Annotated in this window: 18 protein-coding genes; 11 read left to right on the top strand and 7 right to left on the bottom strand. The window is 73.3% G+C overall.

Annotation, left to right across the window (positions count from 1 at the left end; genetic code table 11):
• Positions 1–456: 456 nt before the first annotated feature.
• Positions 457–1140, top strand: a complete 684-nt coding sequence (locus tag C1701_RS13760; RefSeq protein ID WP_026419457.1) for a M23 family metallopeptidase — start codon at positions 457–459, stop codon at positions 1138–1140.
• 591 nt (positions 1141–1731) lie between these two features.
• Here C1701_RS13760 and C1701_RS13755 read toward each other — a convergent pair.
• Positions 1732–3078 carry an MFS transporter gene (locus tag C1701_RS13755; RefSeq protein ID WP_211237564.1) on the bottom strand — a complete coding sequence of 449 codons (1347 nt, stop codon included), beginning with the start codon at positions 3076–3078 and terminating at the stop codon, positions 1732–1734.
• A 437-nt stretch (positions 3079–3515) separates the two neighbouring features.
• On the bottom strand, positions 3516–6017 hold the full coding sequence (gene pcrA, locus C1701_RS13750; RefSeq protein WP_103055998.1) for a DNA helicase PcrA: 2502 nt from the start codon (positions 6015–6017) through the stop codon (positions 3516–3518).
• A gap of 346 nt (positions 6018–6363) precedes the next feature.
• On the opposite strand from pcrA, the gene C1701_RS13745 reads away from it, so the two are divergent.
• Entirely contained in the window at positions 6364–6666 is a 303-nt protein-coding gene (locus C1701_RS13745) for a chorismate mutase (RefSeq protein ID WP_026419459.1), read from the top strand.
• A gap of 34 nt (positions 6667–6700) precedes the next feature.
• Here C1701_RS13745 and C1701_RS13740 read toward each other — a convergent pair whose 3' ends face one another.
• Positions 6701–7858 carry a histone deacetylase gene (locus tag C1701_RS13740; RefSeq protein WP_030226469.1) on the bottom strand — a complete coding sequence of 386 codons (1158 nt, stop codon included), beginning with the start codon at positions 7856–7858 and terminating at the stop codon, positions 6701–6703.
• A gap of 91 nt (positions 7859–7949) precedes the next feature.
• Between C1701_RS13740 and C1701_RS13735 the strand changes: the two genes are divergently transcribed.
• From C1701_RS13735 to C1701_RS13715, 5 genes are all read left to right on the top strand, one after another.
• A complete protein-coding gene (locus C1701_RS13735) occupies positions 7950–8252 on the top strand; it encodes a hypothetical protein (protein ID WP_030104425.1) in 303 nt (100 codons plus the stop codon).
• Positions 8253–8342: 90 nt separating this feature from the next.
• A complete protein-coding gene (locus C1701_RS13730; protein ID WP_051712973.1) occupies positions 8343–9077 on the top strand; it encodes a PIG-L deacetylase family protein in 735 nt (244 codons plus the stop codon).
• A 79-nt stretch (positions 9078–9156) separates the two neighbouring features.
• Positions 9157–10056, top strand: a complete 900-nt coding sequence (locus tag C1701_RS13725; RefSeq protein ID WP_337662264.1) for a hypothetical protein — start codon at positions 9157–9159, stop codon at positions 10054–10056.
• A gap of 157 nt (positions 10057–10213) precedes the next feature.
• Positions 10214–10945 carry a hypothetical protein gene (locus C1701_RS13720; protein WP_103055996.1) on the top strand — a complete coding sequence of 244 codons (732 nt, stop codon included), beginning with the start codon at positions 10214–10216 and terminating at the stop codon, positions 10943–10945.
• Between the two features lie 160 nt (positions 10946–11105).
• Positions 11106–12872 (top strand): serine/threonine-protein kinase, encoded by a 1767-nt coding sequence (locus C1701_RS13715; RefSeq protein WP_103055995.1) that lies wholly within the window; start codon positions 11106–11108, stop codon positions 12870–12872.
• A 205-nt stretch (positions 12873–13077) separates the two neighbouring features.
• Here C1701_RS13715 and C1701_RS13710 read toward each other — a convergent pair whose 3' ends face one another.
• Entirely contained in the window at positions 13078–13764 is a 687-nt protein-coding gene (locus C1701_RS13710; RefSeq protein WP_026419466.1) for a response regulator, read from the bottom strand.
• A gap of 51 nt (positions 13765–13815) precedes the next feature.
• Positions 13816–15237 carry an ATP-binding protein gene (locus C1701_RS13705; protein WP_245588882.1) on the bottom strand — a complete coding sequence of 474 codons (1422 nt, stop codon included), beginning with the start codon at positions 15235–15237 and terminating at the stop codon, positions 13816–13818.
• 208 nt (positions 15238–15445) lie between these two features.
• On the opposite strand from C1701_RS13705, the gene C1701_RS13700 reads away from it, so the two are divergent.
• The 3 genes from C1701_RS13700 to C1701_RS13690 are packed head-to-tail and all read left to right on the top strand — an operon-like array spanning position 15446 to position 18647.
• The gene (locus C1701_RS13700; RefSeq protein ID WP_103055994.1) at positions 15446–16906 is read left to right on the top strand and encodes a PspC domain-containing protein; all 1461 of its coding nucleotides are present in this window, start codon (positions 15446–15448) and stop codon (positions 16904–16906) included.
• Positions 16903–17118: a hypothetical protein gene (locus tag C1701_RS13695; RefSeq protein ID WP_026419468.1), complete on the top strand. Its 216-nt coding sequence runs from the start codon at positions 16903–16905 to the stop codon at positions 17116–17118. The genes C1701_RS13700 and C1701_RS13695 overlap by 4 nt, the downstream gene beginning before the upstream one ends.
• A gap of 50 nt (positions 17119–17168) precedes the next feature.
• Positions 17169–18647 carry an aldehyde dehydrogenase family protein gene (locus tag C1701_RS13690; RefSeq protein WP_337662263.1) on the top strand — a complete coding sequence of 493 codons (1479 nt, stop codon included), beginning with the start codon at positions 17169–17171 and terminating at the stop codon, positions 18645–18647.
• Positions 18648–18671: 24 nt separating this feature from the next.
• On the opposite strand, the gene C1701_RS13685 is transcribed toward C1701_RS13690, so the two are convergent.
• On the bottom strand, positions 18672–19802 hold the full coding sequence (locus C1701_RS13685) for a GuaB3 family IMP dehydrogenase-related protein (RefSeq protein ID WP_026419469.1): 1131 nt from the start codon (positions 19800–19802) through the stop codon (positions 18672–18674).
• Positions 19803–19953: 151 nt separating this feature from the next.
• Complete coding sequence (gene guaB, locus C1701_RS13680; protein ID WP_030104435.1) at positions 19954–21498, bottom strand: IMP dehydrogenase; 1545 nt, start codon at positions 21496–21498, stop codon at positions 19954–19956.
• A gap of 174 nt (positions 21499–21672) precedes the next feature.
• Between guaB and C1701_RS13675 the strand changes: the two genes are divergently transcribed.
• Positions 21673–22083, top strand: a complete 411-nt coding sequence (locus C1701_RS13675; protein ID WP_103057047.1) for a DUF5319 domain-containing protein — start codon at positions 21673–21675, stop codon at positions 22081–22083.
• Positions 22084–22093 lie beyond the last annotated feature (10 nt).

The following is a 22093-nucleotide window of genomic DNA, read 5'->3' as shown; positions in this document are numbered from 1 at the left end:
GCGACGGTTACTCCACTCGCCGTAAGAAAACCGGCGCCGTCGCCCCACCGTTCGACCCAGGGGTTCCATACCGAGAACGGTGATCACGCAAATGTCAACGGCACTGCCGGTGACAACTTGGAAGCCAGTGACCCCGGTCACCGATCCCGTGGTCCATTCGGGGCCCCAGGGATTTGCCCTTAGGGGTCGGCCCCCGTTACTGTCCCCCGGTCCGTTGTCACGGTCTGGTCACGAACAGGACGCGTCGCTGGTTACCCCGACCCGCGAACCGGGATCCCCCGCCCGGTGCCTCGACCAGACTCCCCGAAGACGGAAGGGCAGGCATTGGCTCGACACCGCTCACCTGGCGGCGCAAGCTCCCAGGTCGTTGAGGACGCGCTCGAAGGCGAACCCTCCAATCGGCCGAAGGGAGCGCACCGGCTTCCCCCGCCGCCGTCCGCGCTTCGCGGTCGCATCATGGTGGCCGCCGTGGCCGCCGGCGCATTCGTCGCCGCGGGCCAGACGATGCAGTTGCACCAACCAGACGGCAACAACCACGAGTCCACGGCGGACGGAGTCGTACCGCTGGCGGCGGCCGGCGGAGCGGCCGCCGCGGGACACCACCAGCAGTTCACCGGAGTTGGCGGTACCGCACCGGCCCCCGAGGTGCTCCCCGTCACCCGCACCTCGGACCAGTCGGACGAGGTCAACAACATCGTCAAGAGCCAGCAGATCGAGCAGGAGATCGCGGCGTACGAAGCCGAGCTGGCCCGCCCCAAGTTCTGGCTGCCGGCCGAGGGCCGCTACACCTCCGGGTTCGGCGCCCGCTGGGGCACCACCCACTACGGCATCGACGTCGCCAACGCCATCGGCACCCCGATCCGCGCCGCGCACGACGGCACCGTGATCGAGGCCGGGCCGGCGAGCGGCTTCGGCCTCTGGGTGCGCGTGCAGGCCGACGACGGCACCATCACCGTCTACGGCCACATCAACACCTACTCGGTCTACCCCGGGCAGAAGGTCAAGGCGGGCGAGCAGATCGCCGAGATGGGCAACCGGGGCTTCTCCACCGGCCCGCACCTCCACTTCGAGGTCTGGGACCCGGCGGGACGGAAGATCAACCCCGAGCCGTGGCTGAACGAGCGCGGCCTCTACCTCTGAGCCCCACTTCCGCCGGCGCGCCACCACGGGCGCGCCGGTGCGGACCACGAGCGGCGGGCCGGCCGCCTGGGCGCCCGAGCCACTGAGGGAGCCACGAGAAGCGGGCCGCGACCCGCCACCAGGTCCGCCCGGACTCGCCGTCCCGGCGCCCCCGGCGCCACCACCGCGCGAGCCGGTGCCGAGCGAACGGCCTCGTCCAGGCGAGCCGGACGGGCACCCCCGAACCGCCCGGCGACCCGGAGGCGCGGCGCTCCGCCACTCACACCGGCGGACGCGGGGTACAGGCCCCGCGTGCCGGCCGCGGGACCCCCGACGCCCCACGACCGACACCGGAGCCGTCGCCGACGCGCTGGACGCTTCCCCGATGTCGAGCGCCAGCGGACCCCGATCCGCCGCCACCCACATCCACCACGCCGACGACCGAACACCCGCATCCCGTTCCTGGCCACTCGCTTACCCAACCAACGCACAGTCAACCCGGGGCCCCCGACACAAATCGAACAGAGGTTCGAGGGCGGCACCCAATTCACCCGAAAAGAGCAGCCGCCGGGGCTGCCCCCACGCCCGGGTCCGGTATCCGGGGGTCGCCGGTCAGCTCCCGGTGCCGGCGGCCCCGTGCCGGCGCGAGGCGTCGTCCTGGCCGGACGACGCCTCGCCGGACGGCGGGGTGGGCCTCGCCGTCTCCCCCTGCTCGTCCAGGCCGTCGACCAGTCGTCGGTGCCCCCGCAGGACGGCCCACAGCGCGAGCGCCAGACCGAGTTGAAGCACCCCGCTCCCCAGGTAGAGGGCTCGCACGCCGAACTGGGCCGCCGCCACCCCGCCCAGCAACGCGCCGACCGGGAGCATCCCCCAGACCAGGGTGCGCCAGGCGCCCTGCACCCGGCCGAACATCTCCTGCGGGATGAGTGCCTGCCGCAACACCATCGTCGTCACGTTGAACACCGTCACGGCGGCGGCACCCACGAGCAGCCCCACGGCCAAGGTCGCCGGCACCACCACCAGCCCGGTGATGGCGAAGGCGCACCCGCTCACCAGGATGGTGAGCGGGATGATCCTGCTGCGGGAGATCCCGCGCACCAGGCGCTCCGAGAGCAGGCCCCCCACCAGACCGCCGGCCCCGGCACCCACCAGGAAGAACCCGAGGGCCGCCTCCCCCAGCGCCAGTTCCTCCAGCACGTACAGCACCAGCAGGGCCATGACGGCTTCCTGCGCCATCCCGACCAGGCTGACCAGCACCATGAGGGACCGGAGGAACCGGTGCCGCCACAGCCAGCGCAGGCCCTCGCCGATCTCCCGCCGCAGGTTCGCGCGCGGAGCCGCCCCGGTCGCGGCCACACCCGCCCCCTCCCCGCGCACCCGGTAGACACCGGGCACGAGGAAGAGCAGTACCGCGGCGATGAGGAAGCCCGCCGAGTTCGCCAGGAAGGGGCCCGCCGCGGCCACCACGAAGAGCGCACTGCCCACCGGCGCGCCCAGGAAGCTCTGGCAGGCGATCTCGGACGCCTCCAGCCGCCCGTTGCCCGCCTCCAGCTGATCCCGCCGAACCACCTGCGGCAGGATGGCCCTGGCCGCGCTGTCGTACAGCGTCTCGGCGGTGCCGAGCAGGAAGGCCGCGACGTAGAGCATCCAGATCCGCGCCTCGCCCGCCAGCACCGACGCGGCGAGCGCCCCCACCACGACCGCCCGGAACAGGTTGGCGGAGATCATCACCCGCCTGCGGTCCAGGCGGTCAACCAGAGCGCCGCTGACCAGCGCGAACAACAACCACGGCAGGAACGCGAACGTGGTGAAGCTCGCGATGAGCACCGGGTCCCTGGTCAGGGTCGCGGCCAGCAGCGGGAAACCCACCCGGCCAATGCCGTCCCCGAGGTTGGAGATCGTGCTCGACGCGAACAGGCTCCAGAACCGGCCGCCCAGGCCGCTCCGACGTGTCAGCACGCCGCCGGCCCAGCCCACCCGGCCGAGGAGGACGGCGGTCCGGACCGGTGAACGGGTGCTCGGACCGTGGGCGTCGCGGTGGCGGCAGGAGCAGAACGGAGCATCGCGCCAAACTATCCCCGGCACGGACACCTTGGCGATCCCTAGATCGCCCTAACGGCACTCCTCCGCTCGGCCGAATCCGCCGGCCCGTACCCGCCCGGGCGGGTCGGGGAGGCCGCGGGGTTCCCGCGACCGGGTCCTCCGCGCGAACTCGCGCTCCGGTGCCGTCCGGAACGGCCCCGTGGCGGACGAGGTCCGCACCGCCGCACCGCGCCTCCCGTCTCCCCGGAGACGCGCCCTCCTCGCGACGACCGCCCGGCACGACGTGAGCCGGGCTCGCGCGCCGGCGGGACCCGCCCGCACCCAGCGCCGGGGCGGGGCGGCCACGCCGCCGCTCAGAGCTTCGTCATGGGCACGCCGCCCATCAACATCAGGCGCACCTTCCCGGCGCTGCCGAAGTCGATGGTGGCGGTCGCCCTCGGACCGCTGCCGTCGGTGTCGACGACCGTCCCGAGCCCGTACTTGTCGTGGCTCACCCGGTCACCGACGTCGAGCGCGAGCGGCACCGTGGAACTCGCGCTGCTCCGCCTCCACCCGCCGAACCCGGTGGTCCTGGTGCCACCGGCGGCCAGACCCGCCTGCGCGGAGTCGGAACCTCCCCGGTCGGAGCCACGACTCCACCTGGTGACGGCGCCGGGGGCGGACCGCTCCGGCTCGGTGCGACGCCAGTCCAGCAGCTCCGCGGGCATCTCCGCGAGGAATCTCGACGCGGGGTTGGTCATGGGCTGCCCCCACGCGGAGCGGACCAGTGCCCGCGACACGTAGAGGCGCTGCCGTGCCCGGGTGATGCCCACGTAGGCCAGGCGCCGTTCCTCCGCCAGTTCCGTCGGGTCGCCCAAAGCCCGCAGGTGGGGGAACACCCCGTCCTCCATGCCGGTGCAGAAGACCACCGGGAACTCCAGCCCCTTGGCGGTGTGGAGGGTCATCAGGGTGACGACGCCCTCGCCGTGCTCCGGTACGGAGTCGGTGTCGGCGACCAGCGCGACCCGCTCCAGGAACGCGGCGAGCGATCCGGGCGCCGGCCCGTCGGGCTCGCCCCCGTCCTCGCCCTCGTCCTCGGTGACCGCCGCCCCGGCCTGTTCGACGAACTCCCGCGCCACCGTGACGAACTCGTTCAGGTTGTCCAGCCGGGAGGCGTCCTGGGGGTCGTCGCTCTCCTCCAGCTCCGCCCGGTAACCGGTCGAGCCGAGGATCCGCTCGGTCACCTCGGCGATGTCCGCACCCGCGTCCAGGCTGGCGCGCAGTTCGTCGAGCAGGTCCACGAACTCGGCGATCGGCCGTCGCGAACGCGGTTTGACGTCGGCGACCTCTCCCCGCGCCGCGGCTCGGAGCGCGGCGGAGAAGCCGACGCGTTCGCGGTCGGCGTGCTGGGCCACCAGTTCCTGGGTGCGGTCCCCGATCCCGCGCTTGGGCACGTTCAGCACCCGCCGCAGGCTCACCGCGTCGTCGGGGTTGTCCAGCACGCGCAGGTAGGCCAGGACGTCCCGGACCTCGCGCCGCTCGTAGAACCGCACCCCGCCCACGACCCGGTAGGGCAGCCCCAGCCGGATGAAGATCTCCTCGAAGACCCGGGACTGGTTGTTCGTCCGGTAGAAGACGGCGATGTCCCCGTTGGCGGCGTCCCCCGCGTCCACCAGCCGGTCGATCTCACCCGCGACGAACGCCGCCTCGTCGTGCTCGTTGTCGGCGACGTACCCGACGATGCGCTCGCCCTCGCCGGCGTCGGTCCACAGCCGTTTGTCCCGCCGCTCCGCGTTCCGCGCGATGACGGCGTTGGCCGCCGACAGGATGGTCTGGGTGGACCGGTAGTTCTGCTCCAGCAGGACGGTGTCGGCGTCGGGGTAGTCCCGCTCGAACTCCTCGATGTTGCGGATCGTGGCGCCCCGGAACGCGTAGATGGACTGGTCGGCGTCGCCGACCACGCACAGTTCCGCGGGCGGGACGGTGGGATGTCCGTCCTCCCCCTCCCCCGGCTCTCCCCGCCGGGAGGGGTCGACCCCGGCCGCCGCACCGCCGACCAGCTCCCGGACCAGGACGTACTGGGCGTGGTTGGTGTCCTGGTACTCGTCGACGAGCACGTGCCGGAAGCGCCGGTGGTAGTACTCGGCGATCGCGGGGAACCGCTGGAGCAGCTGGACCGTGCGCAGGATCAGGTCGTCGAAGTCGAGGGCGTTGCCCACCAGCAGCCGCCGCTGGTAGGCCGCGTACACGTCGGCGACCTTCCGTTCCAGGTCGGTGCCGGCCGCCTCCTCGGCCTCCTCCGGCGTCACCAGTTCGTTCTTGAGGTTGGAGATCCCGACCGCCAGGGTCCGCGGTGGGTAGCGCTTGGCGTCCAGGTCCAGGTCCCGGCTGACCTGGGTGATGAGCCGGCGGGAGTCGTCGCCGTCGTAGATCGAGAAGTTCGAGTTGAGCGACACCTCGGCGAGGCCGGCCTCGGCTGCCTCCGCCTCCAGCAGCTCGCGTAGGCCGCGCGCCTCCCGGCGCAGCAGGCGGGCGCACATGGAGTGAAAGGTCGACACCCACATGAGGTTCGCCCGGCGCCCGACCAGCGCGGCCACCCGTTCCTTCATCTCGGCGGCGGCCTTGTTGGTGAAGGTGATGGCCAACACCTGGCCCGGGTGCGCTCCCCTGGCGGCCATCAGGTACGCGATCCTGGTGGTCAGCACCCTGGTCTTGCCCGACCCGGCGCCCGCAACCACGAGCAGGGGCGCGCCGGTGTGGGTCACCGCCACCCGCTGCTGGGCGTTGAGGCCTGCCAGCAGGTCCTCCGGGACGGCGGCGGGGTCGTGGCCGTGGTGGGCGGGAGCATCCGGGGAGAGGTCGAAGAGCGCGCTCATCAGTCAGCCACCGTACTCCCACACCCTCCGCGGCCGGACACCACGGATCCCAGTGCGTTCCGCCCCGGCGCCGACGGGCGGAACTGGTCACGGTCAGCGGCTGACCGGGGGAAACCCGCTCCCGATCAGGCGATGGAGCTCGCCCGTCGGCCCACCGCCGTCCCAGCCTGTGGCAGACTCGTCGACGTGCGGCAGGTCTTCTCCTACTTTAGCTACGGGCACCGGACTCCGGCGCCCGTGGTCGTGTGACCTGCCAGCACCCCCACCACGCAGCCCCCGGAGTCCCAGGACCCGGGGCTTCGCGCGCTCCGGATCCGGGCCCACACCCTTTCCCTGGAGGAGTCCCGTGAACAACTCGGTACCGGCCAGCACGCCAGAACGCCCCGACCGCGTCCCCACCGAGGACGAGGTCGCCGACCTGCGGTTGGAGATCGACCGGCTCGACGCCGAGATCCTCCGACTCGCCCAGCGGCGGGCGGAGGTCTCCAAGACCATCGGACGCGCCAGGATGGCCGCCGGCGGCCCGCGCATCGTCCACAACCGGGAGATGGCGGTGCTCGCCCGTTACCGCGAGCTCGGGCCGGACGGGCGGGAGCTGGCGATGGCGCTGCTGCGCATGGGCCGCGGCCACCTCGGGCGGTCCAGCTGACCGCGCGCGCGTTCTGACCGGGCTCGCGGGCCCGTCACCCCCCGCGCAACACCGGCCAGTGGTCACCCAGGGCGGCGCGGACCGCGTCCAGATCACGTTCCGTCCGCTCCGGGTTGCTCTCGTGGTCGTCCGGCAGGTAGCTCAGCGGGTCGTCCACCAGGGCACCTCGCTCCCCCAGCAGCCCCTCGACCAGGGCATGGAGGCACAGGGCCGCGTAACCGCGCAGGTAACCCCCCTCCTGGGTGAGCACCAGGCGGCCACCGACGAGCTCGGCGGCCAGCCGTCCCACCCGCAGGCCGATCTCCCGGTACCCAGCGGGGGTGAGGTTGTGCCGGCCGTTCGGGTCGAACGCGGACCCGTCGAACCCGGAGGCGCACACCAGGGCGTCCGGCCGGAACTCCCGCAACAACGGCTCCACCAGCTCGTCGAACGCGAGCAGGTAGGCGGCGTCGCCCGCCCCCAACGACAGTTCGATGTTGGCGTTGTGACCGGCGCCCCTCCCGGCGCCGGTCTCGTCGGGGGTTCCCCGCTGGGGGTGGCTGGGCCCCCAGGCACCGTGCCTCATGTGCAGCGAGACGGTGAGGACGTCCGGGCTGCGGTAGAAGATCTCCTGGGTCCCGTTGCCGTGGTGGACGTCCCAGTCCAGCACCGCCACCCGGGTGAGCCCGAGGTCGAGGGCGGCCCGCGCGGCGAGCGCGGGGTTGTTCAGCAGGCAGTAGCCGTCCGCCTGGTCCGGCTGGGCGTGGTGCCCGGGCGGGCGGACCAACGCGTAGGCGGGTCGTCCCCGCAGCACGGCTGACCTGGCGGCCTCGATCGCGCAGCCGGCCGCGGCCAGGGCCGCCGGCCAGGAACCGGGCCCCACGGTGGTGTTGGGTTCCAGCGAGGTGGGCTCCGGGCCGTTGGTGGCCTCCCGCAGCAGCCGCAGGTAGTCCGCCTCGTGCACGGCGAGCAGCTCGGTCACCGTGGCGGGCCGGCCCGGGTACCAGCGGAGCCGGTCGGAGAGCGGGCCGCGGGTCAGGGCCGCCCGGAAGGTCCGCAACCGGGCCGAGGACTCGGGGTGGGGCTCGGGCACGTCGATCCAGGGCGGGACCTCCGCGTGCTCCCACAGCCCGACGCCGGGGTCGTGGTCCAGGCACGCGTCGTCCCAGAAGAGGTCCAGCCCGCCCCGGGCCGTTGCCCACGTCTCGGTCATCCGCCTCCCGTCCGTCCTACCGGCCCGCTCCCGCGATCTCGGGGACATCACTGATGGCCTCCCGGGGCACCGGGCAGGCAGACTGGTCACCATGGTCCTGGATGTGATTGCTGGTGTGGTGGCGCTGGTCGGCCTGTTGGCCGCCATCGCCCATGGTGGCTACCTGGCCCTGCTCGGGTCGGCGGCCAAGAAGCGGGCCGGCGGTGGCCCGGTCGCGGAGTTCGTGCGCAGCCGCATGCCGATGGCCGGTGGCCTGGTCGGGGCCGGCCTCCTCGGACTCCTGTTCAGCACGGGAGGTGGGTTCGTGGACGTGCTGGCCATCATCGTCGGCGCCGGAACCGGCCTCGCCGCGACGAAGCAGCTGACCGCCGTCCGCGAACGCTACCGCACCTGAGCGGCGGCGCCACGACATCCGGGGCGTGGCCGTGAGTAGTCGACCGACCCCTCTCCGGAGTCCCACCGCGCCCGTCGTACCCTTGCTCAGGTGAGCACCGGGACGAGAACAGCGGGGGCGAGGGTCGCCCGGGTGCTCGTCGTCACGGCACACCCGGACGACGTCGACTTCGGGGCCGCCGGCACCGTCGCGGCCTGGCGCGCGGCGGGCGTCGAGGTCTCCTACTGCGTCTGCACCTCGGGGCAGGCCGGCGAGGTGGCCGACCTGCCCCGCGCCCAGGTACCCGCGCTCCGCGAGCGTGAACAACGCGCCGCGGCGGCCGAGGTCGGGGTCACCGACGTGACCTTCCTGGGCTACCACGACGGCACGGTGACCCCGAGCCTCGCGCTCCGCCGGGACATCACCCGCGTGATCCGGACCGTGCGCCCGGACCGGGTCCTGACCCACTCGCCGGAGATCAACTGGGCTCGACTCGCCGTGTCGCACCCGGACCACCGCGCCGTCGGTGAGGCCACCGTCGCCGCCGTCTACCCCGACTCCCGGAACCAGTACGCGCACCCCGAGCTGGCCTCGGCCGGGCTCGCGGCGTGGAAGGTCCGGGAGCTGTGGTTGTCCGAGGCTCCCCCGGAGCGGGTCAACCACGCCGTCGACATCACCGAGACCTTCCCCCACAAGATGGCCGCGTTGCGCGCGCACGCCTCCCAGACCGGCCACCTGGCCGACCTGGAGGAGTGGCTCCGCGCCGAGCTCGCGGCCAACGGCCGGGCCCACGGGCTCGGCGCCGACCAGCTCGCGGAGGTGTTCCAGCTGGTCGACGTCGGCTGAACCGGGCAACGAGAGGGGCGGCGAGGACATGGGCGGTGAGGTTGATCCAGGCGGCGGTCGGCATCGGCTCAGGCCGGGTGTGGCCGGACGTCGCGCGCGGGGGGCGGGTTCGCCGTGCGGGCGTCCCGGCCAGGAACGGCCGTCCCAGGCCCCGCCGGACGAGGACGCCCCCGGGCCACATGGCCTCCAGAAGTTCGACCTGGGCCTGGTACCCGCCTCCGTCACGCCGCCGCGCACCTGGCGGCGAGCCGCCTGGTTCACCGGCATCGCCACGGCGGCCGCGTTGACCGGCCTCGTCGGCATGAGCGTCGCCCTGTTCAGCCCCCGTCCCGAGTTCTCGATCGACTCGCTGCCCGCGGTCCCCACCGGGCAGCCGATGCCTCGGCTGGAACTGGTGCCCGGTCCGGACCGGGAGACCTTCCCCTCCCCGCCGACGGCGGTGGCGGACCAGTCGGAGCACGAGGGCTCCGCGTCCCCCCGCTGGGGGCAGGGCACCCAGGCGGACGGTCCCGACGGCGACGCGGCCGGTGGGCAGGCCGAGGACGCCGAGGAGCCCCCTGGCACCACACCGGGCGAGGGCGGGGGGTCCCCGGGGTCCGAGCCCGAGATCAGCACCCTGGGGCCCACGGCCACGGCGGCCCGCCCCGAACAGGCGAGCGAGGTGCCCACCGACGAGTACAAGCACCAGACGGTGGCCTTCCTCGACTCGGTGGTGCACGACCTCCCGGCCGCCTACGCGTTGTTGGGGGGCCGACTGCGAGCGGCGGGCCTGCCAGCGCTGCGGGACCGGTACGAGGACGTGCGGGACATCTCGATCGAGCACATCCTGATCGATCCGGCCAACGCCACGACGGTGTCGACCCTGGTCGTGACCCGCCCGGACGGCAGCCAGACCAAGGAGTACCGCCAGCTGCGGTTCCGCGACGTGGGCGGCCTGCGCATCGAGGACGACCAGGTGGTGGCGAAACCCGCCGGTTGACCCCCAGGCCGCCGCACCGGCCACGCGGGCACCACGACCGGGTGAGTCTGGGGAGGAACCCTGGCCACGCGTCGGCCCGTCGCGGTAGAGCTGTCCCACCGGTGCGCCCATGTGCGGTGCGGTCGGGAGACAGGTATCCGAGGACGAGGACGGGGTCGTGCGGCGTTCGAGCTCCAGCCTCCACACCGCCACCCCCGGCCAGGGGCCGGCCGTCGAGGCCAACCCCGACGGCGTGCCCTCCCCCGTCGAGGCGGTGCCGGACCGGCCCGGGCGGCGGCACGGACTGGCGACCGTGGCGGGGGCGCTCGTCCTGTTCGGAGCCGTCGTCGCCACCGACGCCACCACCAACCTGCGTCCGCCGAACGAGTCCGACCCGGCCGTACCCCGCAGGCTGGTCGGGCAGGGAGCGCTGGATCCCGGCCAGGTTTCCGCCCTGCTCACCGGGACTCCCCCGGACAGCACCACCCCCACGCCCACCCCCTCCGACCCGGCGGCCCGCGAACGGGGGGAGGAGGACCTCGCGGCACGGTCCGCGTCGTCCTCGGAACCGACCGTCAACCCGCGCGCGTCCACCCAACGCCCCCGGAGCGGGGACGAACTGGTCCGCCTCTTCTACCGGCTCCTCGACGAGGACCCGGACCGGGCGGTGGGCCTGCTGGCCCCCGAACTGTCCAACCCCGACCCCGGTCGGCTGGTCAGCGCGTGGCGGGCCGTATCCTCGGTCGAAGTGCTGAGCGCCGTGCGCCGGGGTGGCCAGCGGGTGCTGGCGACCGTCGCGATCGAGCACCCCGACGGTGGCCGGTTCCGTGCCCAACACCTCGTCTCGTTGAGCGGGTCGGCTCCTTGGCGGATCATTCAGGTCGAACTGGTGTCAGCCCAACAGGGTTAGAGTCGCACCGGGTGTCCTCTCCGGCCAGGTGGTCCGAGCGGCCACCGGTTCGGACGCGGACGCACGGATGGAACACGAACGCTCACCGACCTCGGGATGACGGCGCGACCAGCGGGACGCGAGTCCCCGGTGGCGGAGTGAGCAGGAATGGGAGCTGCCAGTGAGCGACGAGGGTCGCCTGGTCGCTGGACGGTACCGGCTGGAGAAGCGCATCGGCAGCGGCGCGATGGGCGTCGTCTGGAAGGGCGCGGACGAGCGGCTCGGCCGGGTCATCGCGATCAAGCAGTTACTTCCCCAGGGCGGTCTGAGCCCCTCCGAGGCGGAGGAGGCGCGACAGCGCGCCATGCGTGAGGGCCGGATCGCGGCTCGTCTCCAGCACCAGAACGCCATCGCCGTCTACGACGTCGCGGAGGACTCCGAGGGGCAGCCCTGCCTGATCATGGAGTACCTGCCCTCCAGCAGCCTCGCCGCCGTCCTCTCGGAACAGGGGACCCTCCCCCCGAGGGAGGTCGCCCGCGTCGGCGAGCAGGTGGCCGCGGCGCTCGCCGCCGCCCACGCCGCCGGCATCGTGCACCGGGACATCAAACCGGGCAACATCCTGCTCGGCGAGCACGGCGTCGTCAAGATCACCGACTTCGGCATCTCCCGCGCGACCGGCGACGTCACGGTCACGAAGACGGGGATGCTGGCCGGCACGCCCGCCTACCTCGCTCCCGAGGTGGCCAAGGGGTACGACCCCGGGTTCGCGGCCGACGTGTTCTCCCTCGGGGCGACGCTCTACGCGGCGGTGGAGGGCGAGCCGCCCTTCGGGGTGCACGAGAACACCCTCGCCCTGCTCCACATGGTCGCCGCCGGACGCGTGAACCCACCGCGCCACGCGGGGCCGCTGACCGCGCTGATGATGCGGCTGCTCCGCGCGGAACCGATCGAGCGGCCGACGATGGCCCAGGTTCGGGAAGGTCTGCACGCCGTCGCCACCGGCCAGCCGGTGCCGGCGACGGCGATGCCCCCCTCCCCACCCGGCGCGACCACCGGGAACGGGGGCCCCGCCCGGCCGCCGGGACCGATCGCCGCCGCGGCGACCACCCCCGTCCCGCCCGCGAACGGTCAGCAGGGGCCCCGCCCCGAACCGCCGAGGCCGGCCAGTCGTCCCGAGCCGACCAGGGTGGGGCCGAACCCGTTCGCCGACGACCCACCGCCGCCCGCGCAGCACGCCCCGCACGGAGGTCCGCCCCGCGACCGGGCGCACCAGGCGCACCAGGCTCGCTCCGGCCCGCCGCACGCCCCGTCCAACCAGGGCGCCGCCCCGCCCCAGGAGGTCACGTCCCGCCGCAGGGCGATGGCTCTGACCGGGATCGCCGTGGTGGCCGCCGCCCTCATCGGCGTGCTGCTCGCGAGCGTGATCTTCGACAACAGCGGGGACTCGATCGACGCCGGTACCGGCGGCCGGCTCACCGGCGCGGAGACCTCCCTGGAGGTCTCCGACACCTCGGAACGGGCCGAACCAGAGGCACCGCCGGAGACCACGGAGGAGACGACCACCGAGGAGACGACTCCGGAACCCCCGCCGACGACGGAGGCGGAACGCGTCGAGGAGACCGAGGAGCAGGAGGACCCGGAGGACACCGCCGAGCGGTACGAGGACGCCGCCGAGGACTACTACGACATGCTGCCCGACGACGTCGAGGACGCCTGGCTGCTGCTCGCCCCCTCCGCCCAGAACGACCCCGAGAGCTACCGGAACTGGTGGGGCTCGGTGGAGGACGTCGACGTCCGGGGCAACCCCCGGTACAACGGCGACGGCACCGTCGACATCAAGGTGCGGTACGAGATGAAGGAGGACGGTCGGCGGTCGAACGAGACCGTGCGCCTGTACTTCGAGGAGATCGACGGGCGGTTGTTGATCGCCGACTCGCACCCCGTGTGACGCGGCGTGCGCCGGGGGCGCCGGGTGTCCCGGCTCGCGGTGGACGGCACCGGGGGGACCACCGCACGTCACCACGGCTGCCCGGCGGGGACGCGGCCGGCAGCCACTCCCCCGCCCACCGCCCGCGTGGGGCCGTCCCGCCCGGAGGTACCGGCTCCGCCTCCTCGTACCGCACCGGTCCGTCGGGCCCCCCGGGTCCGCCGGGTCAGATCAGCCGGCGGTCACTCGCCCACCGGGACAGCTCGTAGCGGTTGGACAACTGGGTCTTGCGCAGGACGCTGGACACGTGGGTCTCGACGGTCTTGACCGAGATGAACAACTCCGACGCGATCTCCTTGTAGGCGTACCCCCGCGCCAACAGCCTCAGCACCTCACGTTCGCGGGGTGTCAGCAGGTCCAGCTCGGGGTCGCTGATCGGCGGCGCGCCGGGGCGGTCGGCGAACGCGTCCAGCACGAATCCCGCCAGCCGGGGTGAGAAGACGGCGTCACCGTTGCGGACCCGCACCACCGCGTCCACCAGCTCCCTCGCCGAGATCGTCTTCGTGACGTAGCCCCTGGCCCCCGCTCGGATCACGGCGATGACGTCCTCGGCCGCGTCCGAGACCGACAGGGCGAGGAACACGACGGAGGAGCGCGTGGAACGCACCCTGCGCAGGACCTCCGCGCCGCCGCCGTCGGGCATGTGCACGTCCAGCAGCACGACGTCCGGTTGGTAGTGCGCGACACCGGCCACCGCCTCGGCCACCGAGCCCGCCTCCCCCACCACCGTGACGGCGTCGCCGGCCCGCTCCAGTTCGGCCCGCACCCCGGTGCGGAACAGCGCGTGGTCGTCGACCAGGAAGACCCGGACGGGATCACGTCCACCGGTCGGCGTCTGTTCGCTGCTGTTCATGTGGTTCGCCTCCACCTCCCCGGCCCGCCGTCAACGCCGGCGGCACCGCGTTCACTGCCTGTTCGCGTCCCGGGGCACCCGCAGTTGGACCTCCGTGCCCTCCCCGGGCGCGGTTCGGATCCTGGCGCTCCCGCCGTTGCGCTCCATCCTGCCCCGGATCGAGTCGGCGACGCCGTGCCGGTCCGTCGGCACCGCCTCCTGGTCGAAGCCCTTGCCCCGGTCCCGCACGAAGAACTCCACCTGGGTGGGCTCGATCTCCACGTACACGCTGACCTCACCGACCTCGGCGTGCTTCGCCGCGTTGACGACGGCCTCCCTGGTGGCGGAGACGGCGGCCGCGATGCGCTCGTCCACCACGCAGTCGCCGACCACCACCTGCTGCACCTTGATGGCGAAGGTGTCCTCCACCTCGCCGCAGGCCTCCGCGATGACCTCCGACAGCGACCGGCCGACGGGACTGTGGGGAGCCACCGAACCGCTGTCGGTGGGGTCGGCGGCGGGCGGCGGACCGGCCGGCCCCTGCGGCCCCGCCGCCGCGCCGCCGCCCCCGCGTCCGTAGCCCGAGGGCCCGTACAACCAGCCGCGGAGCTGCCGTTCCTGGCTGCGGGCGAGCCGACGCACCTCCTTGGTGTCCTCGGCCTGCTTCTGGATCAACGCCAGGGTCTGGAGCACCGAGTCGTGCAGGTGGGCCGCGATCTCGGCCCGTTCCTGGGACCGGATCCGCGCCCGCCGCTCCTCGTCCAGCGCCCGCACCGTCCGCAACCACCAGGGCACGGTGAGCACGGCCGCCCCGGCGAGGGTGGCGATCACCGCGAGAAGACCGAACTGGAGTTGGCTGAGGTCGAGGCTGCCGACCAGGAACAGCGCGATGCCGGTGACCACCAGCGCCGCCCCGGCCAGGGTCCGGGCCAGGGCGGAGCGGCCCCCCTGCCCGACGAAGACCCCCCGCATCCCCGAACGCGCGCCGGCCGCCCAGCGCCGGCGCTGCGCGTCGTCGGCCTCCCGCCACACCACGGCGGCGCCGACGAGCACGACCAGCAACGGGACCACGAACATGCTGCCGAAGGAGCCGGCGGCCACCAACGCGCCGATGCCCAGCATGACGACGGCGATGGTCTGCTGGCGCTCGCTGGACGACGGGTCCTTCCCGGTGTCCACCGGCCGCTGCGGAACGAAGGCCCACAGCAGGGCGTAGGCGAGCAGGCCGACGCCGTTCCACACCGTGAGCAGCGCGAAGAAGGCCCGCACCCAGAGCACCTTGACCCCGAGGTGGTCGGCGACCCCGCCCGCGACGCCGGCGAGTGCCCGCGCGGACCGTCTCCGACGTAGCGGCACCCTGCTCCCGAGGTTCTCCCTGCTGGAAGGGGCACCCCGGTGCGGCGGGTGGGACGCGGCGCGGTGGGCGCGCGGTTCGTCCGCGGCGTCCGGTCGAACGTCCGGGTTGCTGTTCAGCTGAGCGGCCACGGGACCCATCGTCACACCGAGGCTCCCGCCGGTCATCGGGGGTGCACCCCCGTTCCCACCCCGGGCTCTCCGGGAACCTTTCAGGGGGCACCCTGATGTGTTCGCGGTACCCCCCGGGCGACCATGGACCCAACGGCGGGCAGGCACGACGTCAGCGGGGCCGGGTGCTCCCGTGCGACCCACCCGGCGGCAGCGAACGAGGGGACGGTGCATTCCAGTGAACGACTCCGAGCGGGGGCCGGGGGGACACCCCGGTGGACCCAGCACGGGTGACGGCGCCCGAGGGGCGGCCCAGTTCACCCATGCGTTCGGGGGGTCCTCGGGCGCCCGGCCGCCCAGGCGCGGCGACCAGGGCGTCGAGGAGACCCTGCGGGAGATGTGGCGGACCCGACCGGCTCGACCGGTGGACAACCGCAAGATCGCGGGTGTCGCCTCGGGGATCGCCCGCCGCTACCAGATCGACCCGATCCTGGCCCGGGTCGGGTTCGTCGTGCTCGCCACGATAGGTGGGGCTGGCCTGATCCTCTACCTCCTGGGTTGGCTCATGCTCGCGCAGGAGGGTGACGAGTCCGCCCCCGCGGAGGCGCTGGTCGGCCGTGGCTCCACCAGTACCTCCCCCGGTATGCCGATCGCCCTGGGCGCGCTGATCGTGATCAGCGTGATCATCATGCTCAACAACAGCACGCTGACCCTCTTCACCGGGCTCGTCCTGGGGGGCGGCGCGCTGTTCCTGCTCCACCGCCAGCGCCCGTTGGACGAACGCCAGCCGGCCACCACCCTCGGCGTCGCCGCCACCGACCCGGGCTGGCGTTCCTGGTCCGCGACGAGCGCGAGCCCGGCGGGTGCGGCCACGGCGGACACCTCGACGCCGGCCACCCCCGCCGAGACCACCGCGGTCTACGAACCGGGTGCGCCGTCGACCTCCGGTCCGGACCCGGTCCCCGGCTCGGGCGCCGCCCACGACGGCCCCCCCGAGTGGGACCCGTTGGGCGTCGCTCCGTTCGCCTGGGACCTCCCGGATCCCGGCACTGGTCTCGTCGACCGTGAGGAGGAACCGCCCGCCGAACCAACCAGGCGGTCCAAGGTCACCCCGATCACCCTGGCCGTCGCGCTGGTCGTCCTGGCCATCGCCCTGCTGGACGGCACCCGCGTCGGCCTGGGCTGGTTGGAGATCCCCGCCCTCGTGCTCGGTGTCCTCGGCATCGGCATGATCATCGGTGCCTTCGTCCGGGGCGGGCGGGGGCTGTTCTGGGTGGCCGGGCCCCTCGCCGCGATCACGCTGCTGCTCAGCGCCGTCGCCCCGCCGACCGGCTGGCAGGGCATCGGGAGCCACGTCTGGACGGTCTCCGACGTCAGCCAGCTCCGCGACGAGTACCAGGTGTCGGCCGGTCAGCTCCACCTCGACCTGTCCGAGCTCACGATCCCCGAGGGGGAGACGGCCAGCGCGAGGGTCGAGGTCGGTGTCGTCGGGAAGTCCCTGGTCGTCCTGCCCCCGGACCTGCCCGTCGACGTCACCTGCAGCGTCAACCTCGGCGACAACTCCTGCCTTGGCACCGAGTCCAGCGGCAGTGACCTGGTCGAGCGAGTGGACAGCGTCGGCCAGGCCGACGAACTGGAGTCCGGCGTCCTCGAGCTCGAGGTCCACGTCGGCATGGGAGCCGTGGAGGTCGTGCGATGAGCGGGAACGGGAAGAACGCCCGGCGGCGGGGAGTGGATCTGGGCACGCTGCTCGCCGGCCTGGCGACGCTGGGGGTGGCGGGCTACGTGGCCGACGGCGCCGCCGGGTACCTGGGAGCCAACGACCTGCGCGTGGGCCTGGCGGCGGTGGCGGTGTTCATCGGGGTCCTGATCCTGGCGCTGTCGCTGCGTTCCCGGCGCGGACGGGGCTGACCGGCAGCGCGCCGCAGGACACCCCGTGATGGTGCCGTTACCGTGTGGGCGTGAGCAACACGGATTCGTTCCCCGACCCCGAGTCGCCGGCCAGCACCCCCACTCCCCGGGGGTGCTGGCTCGCCGGGGAGGAGGAACCGGGGCGGGCGGGCGTCGAGGTGGTGTCGCACCCCTACGACGGCAGTGAGGTCGCGACGGTCTCGATCCCGGACGGCGCGCAACTGCGGACGGCGGTCAGCCAGGCCGCCGCGGCCCACGACCGGTCGCACGCCTTCGGCCCGGGTGAGCGGGCCGCGGTGCTGGATCGGGTCGCCCGGCGACTGGTCTCCGAGGCCGAGGACATCGCCGAGACCATCACCGCCGAGAGCGGCAAGCCGTTGACCTGGTCCAGGGCCGAGGTGGAACACGCCGTCGCCGTGCTATGGGCCGGGTCGGCCGCCAGCGCCGCCGCCACCTACGGAACGCCGGGGGCCGGGTCCCGGTGGCACGGCAGCGGCGAGGTGGTGGTCCGCCGACGGCTCGCCGCCGGCCCGGCGCTCGGGCTGGTGTCCTCGGACGATCCGCTGCTGAGTTCGGTCACCTGGGTGACGGCGGCGGTCGTCGTGGGAGCACCGGTCCTGCTCGCTCCCCCTCCGGCGACACCGCTGTCCGCCCTGCTGGTCGGTGAGCTGTTCGCCTCCACCGAACTCCCGAGGGGTGAGCTGTCCGTACTCCCCCTCGAACCGGCCCGGCTCCCCGAACTCGGATGGGACGAGCACGTGCGCGTCCTGGCGCCCCCGGTCCCCGACGGGGGAGGTTCCCCGCGTCTCGGCCCGGCCCGCCCCGACGGCCCGGGGGACACCGCGGTGCTGGTGGCGGCGGACTGGTCGTCCCCGTCCGACCTCGACGTGGTGGCCAGGCTCGTGGTGGACGGCGCGATGGCCCAGGCCGGTAGGTCCGCCGCGTCGGTCCGACGGGTGGTCGTGCCCGCAGCCACCGCCGAGGACCTCGTGAGCCGCATCCTGACCACGACCCGAGCACTCACCACGGGCAGTCCTCATGATCCAGCCGTGGAGGTGGGCCCGCTCGGCGACGAGCTGGCGGCCCGGGCCGCCCTGCGCTGGGTCGAACGCGCCGTGTCGGCGGGAGCCGTGCTGCGGGCCGGCGGTCACCGTGACGGCAGCGTCCTCGAACCCACCGTCCTCACCTCCGTGCCAGCCGATGCCGCCGCGTGGACCGAGCCAGCCCCGCTCGGCCCGGTGTTGCTGGTCACCGAGGCCACCGACGACACGGCCGCCACGCGTGCCGTGGCCAGCTCCGCTGCCGGTCGGCTGGCGGTGTTCACCCGCCGGCTCGGTCCGGCCCTCACCGCGCTCACGCGGGGGCCGGCGGCGGAGGTCGTGGTCGGTGGGCTTCCGTCCGTGTGGCCACTCGCCGCCTTCGACGCCGCGGCGGCGGCGGCGCGGGCCGCGCTGGACGCCGCGGTCGAGGCCCTCACCGTGGAACGCCGCCTGGTCCTCCGGGGCGGGGCCGGTGGGTGGCTCGGCTGACCACCGCACCGGGTCCCCACCCGGTCAGCGACGAACGGTCAGACCGACCTTCTGGAACTCCTTGAGGTCGGAGTAGCCGGTCTTCGCCATCGCGCGGCGGAGCGCACCGAAGAGGTTCACGGTCCCGTAGGGCTCCGAGGACGGCCCGAACAGCAGGGTCTCCAGATCGTGCGGCGGGTTCAGCGACGGGTAGAGGTCGCTCCGGGGCAGCGACGGGTGCGCGCCCGCCGCCGTCCAGTAGTAGCCCTGCGCCGGGGACTCGGAGGCGGTGGCCAAGGACTCACCCAGCACGACGGCGTCCGCACCGCAGGCGATGGCCTTGGCGATGTCACCCGAGGTGCGGATGCCGCCGTCGGCGAGCACGTGCACGTACCGGCCGCCGGTCTCGTCCAGGTAGTCCCGCCGAGCCGACGCGGCGTCCGCGATGGCGGTGGCCATCGGAACCCCGATGCCCAGCGTCTGGGTGGTGGTGGTCGCGGAGGAGTCGCCGAACCCGACGATCACCCCAGCCGCGCCCGTGCGCATCAGGTGCATCGCCGTGCGGTAGTCGCCGACGCCGCCCGCGATCACCGGGACGTCGAGGTCGCCGATGAACCGCTTCAGGTTCAACGGCTCGCCGTCCCGCTCCACGTGCTCGGCGGAGATGATGGTGCCCTGCACCACCAGGATCTCGACGCCGGCGGCGAGCAGGTCCGGGGTCAGCTCCTCGGCGTGCTGCGGGCTCACCCTGGCAGCGACCGTCACGCCCGACTCGCGCATCTGCTTGATCGCGGCGGAGAGCAGGTCGACCCGCACCGGGGCCGCGTGCAGTTCCTGGAGCAGCGACACCGCTGAGCTGGCGTCCTCGGCCTCCTCGGCCGCGGTCACCAGCCGGAAGATCGCGTCCTCCACGTCCGCGTGCCTGGCCCACAGGCCCTCCGCGTTCAGCACCGCGAGACCGCCGAGCTCACCGATCCGCACCGCGGTCGCCGGGGACACCACGGCGTCGGTCGGATGGGTCATGAGCGGGATGTCGAAGCGGTACGCGTCGATCTGCCAGGACAGCGACACGTCCTTCGACGACCTGGTCCGCCGTGAGGGGACGATCTCGACGTCGTCGAGGTCGTAGGCGCGCATGGCGGTGCGCCCCCTGCCTATCTCCACCTGATCCCGCACGTCAACTCCCTACACCATCCTCCGTACCGGACCCTACATTGTGGTTCGGCCGGTTCCGGCGTCCAACAGTGGGTCGTCGGTCGCCGGGCTCGGGCGGTCGCGGGGGGCGGGTGGGGCGCGTCGGAACCGGGCCCGACGCGCCCCAGCGCCGTCAGCGCGTCGTGTAGTTGGGGGCTTCCACCGTCATCGTGATGTCGTGCGGGTGGCTCTCCTTGAGCCCGGCGGCGGTGATGCGCACCAGGGAGGCGTCGTTCAGCTCGGCGATCGTGTTGGACCCCGTGTAGCCCATCGCCGCCCGCAGGCCGCCCACCAGCTGGTGGACCACCTGGGCCAGGGGGCCCCGGAACGGGACGCGACCCTCGATGCCCTCCGGGACGAGCTTGTCGTCCGAGAGGACGTCGTCCTGGAAGTACCGGTCCTTGGAGAAGGACCGGGCCTGTCCCCGGCTCTCCATTGCGGCGAGCGAACCCATGCCCCGGTAGGTCTTGAACTGCTTGCCGTTCACCAGGATGAGGTCACCGGGGGATTCGGCCGTGCCGCTCAGGAGACTTCCGAGCATGACCGTGCTGGCGCCCGCGGCGATGGCCTTCGCGATGTCGCCGGAGTACTGGATGCCCCCGTCGCCGATCACCGGGACGCCCGCGGGGCGACACGCCAGGTTGGCCTCGTAGATGGCCGTGATCTGGGGGACACCGACTCCGGCCACGACCCGGGTGGTGCAGATCGACCCGGGGCCGACCCCCACCTTGACGCCGTCGGCGCCGGCGTCGACCAGGGCCTGGGCCCCCGCCCTCGTGGCCACGTTGCCGCCGACCACGTCGACGGCGTCACCGAGTTCCTTCTTCAGGGCGGTGACCGTCTCCACCACGGCCCTGGCGTGCCCGTGCGCGGTGTCGACCATGATCACGTCCACCCCGGCGTCGACCAGGGCCATCGCCCGTTCCCGGGCGTCCGGTCCGACCCCGACGGCGGCACCGCAGAGCAGGCGCCCGTCCGGGTCCTTGGTCGCGTTGGGGTACTGCTCGGTCTTGACGAAGTCCTTCACCGTGATCAGGCCACGCAGCCGACCCGCGCCGTCCACGATCGGGAGCTTCTCGACCTTGTGGCGGCGCAGCAGCCCGAGGGCGGCCTCGGCGGTCACCCCGACCTCGGCGGTCACCAACGGCGCCTTCGTCATCACCTCGCGCACCTGGCGGGTGTGGTCGACCTCGAACCGCATGTCCCGGTTCGTGATGACGCCCACCAGGGTCCCGTCGGGATCGGTGACCGGGACACCGGAGATCCGGAACCGGGCGCACAGCGCGTCGACCTCGGCCAGCGTGTCGAGCGGCGAGCAGGTCACCGGGTCGGTGACCATGCCGGCCTCTGACCGCTTCACGACCTCGACCTGAGCTGCCTGCTCCTCGACCGCGAGGTTGCGGTGGAGCACCCCGATGCCGCCCTGCCTGGCCATCGCGATGGCCATCCGCGCCTCCGTCACGGTGTCCATCGCCGAGGAGGCGAGGGGAACCCGGAGCCGGACGTTCCTGGAGAGCTGGGCGGCGGTGTCCACGCCGCTGGGGATGACCTCGGATTCCGCCGGCAGGAGCAGCACGTCGTCGAAGGTCAGGCCGAGCATGGCGAATTTCGCCGGGACTCCCTGGTCGTCGCCCGGAAGCCCGACGGAGCCCCGGGTCGCAATCGAGTCACTGGTCATAACTGGTGCGATGCCTTCCTGGAGCACTGGCGCGGTGCGGTGTCGATCGGAGAACCGCAAGCCACGCCCGAGTTCGGTACCGCGACGGCGCCGGGCGGAACACGGGCCTGGTAGAGCGGTGCCGTCCATGGTATCCACGCCGAACACGGCGGTGCGCGCGGTACTGTGCGGCACGTGTCGCATGATGCTTTGCCGCCAGACCCGTTCGCCGGCGACCCGGAGGACCCGGCTCGCGCGCTGAGCGATCCGACCGACGAACCCGCCCGTCCGCTGGACGAGCACGAGAGCGCCGAGATCCTCGCCGATCTCGCTGACCTCGCCGTCTACCAGGACCTCCTCGAACCCCGTGGGGTTCGGGGGATCGTGGTGGACTGCGGCGACTGCGCCGAGCCCCACTTCCACGACTGGGAGCTGCTGCGGTCCAGCCTCGGGCAGCTGCTGTCCGACGGGCGGATGCGGCCGCACGAGCCCGCGTTCGACCCGGACCCCACGAACTACGTGACCTGGGAGTACTGCCGGGGGTACGCGGACGGCATGGCGGCGCGCGAGGAGCACTCGGGTACGCCGCACGTCCCCGGTCACTGAGTCGGCGTCC

It is taken from the genome of Actinoalloteichus sp. AHMU CJ021, assembly GCF_002895405.1.
In the GTDB taxonomy this organism is placed as follows: domain Bacteria; phylum Actinomycetota; class Actinomycetes; order Mycobacteriales; family Pseudonocardiaceae; genus Actinoalloteichus_B; species Actinoalloteichus_B caeruleus.
This window is presented reverse-complemented; position numbering and strand designations above follow the sequence as displayed.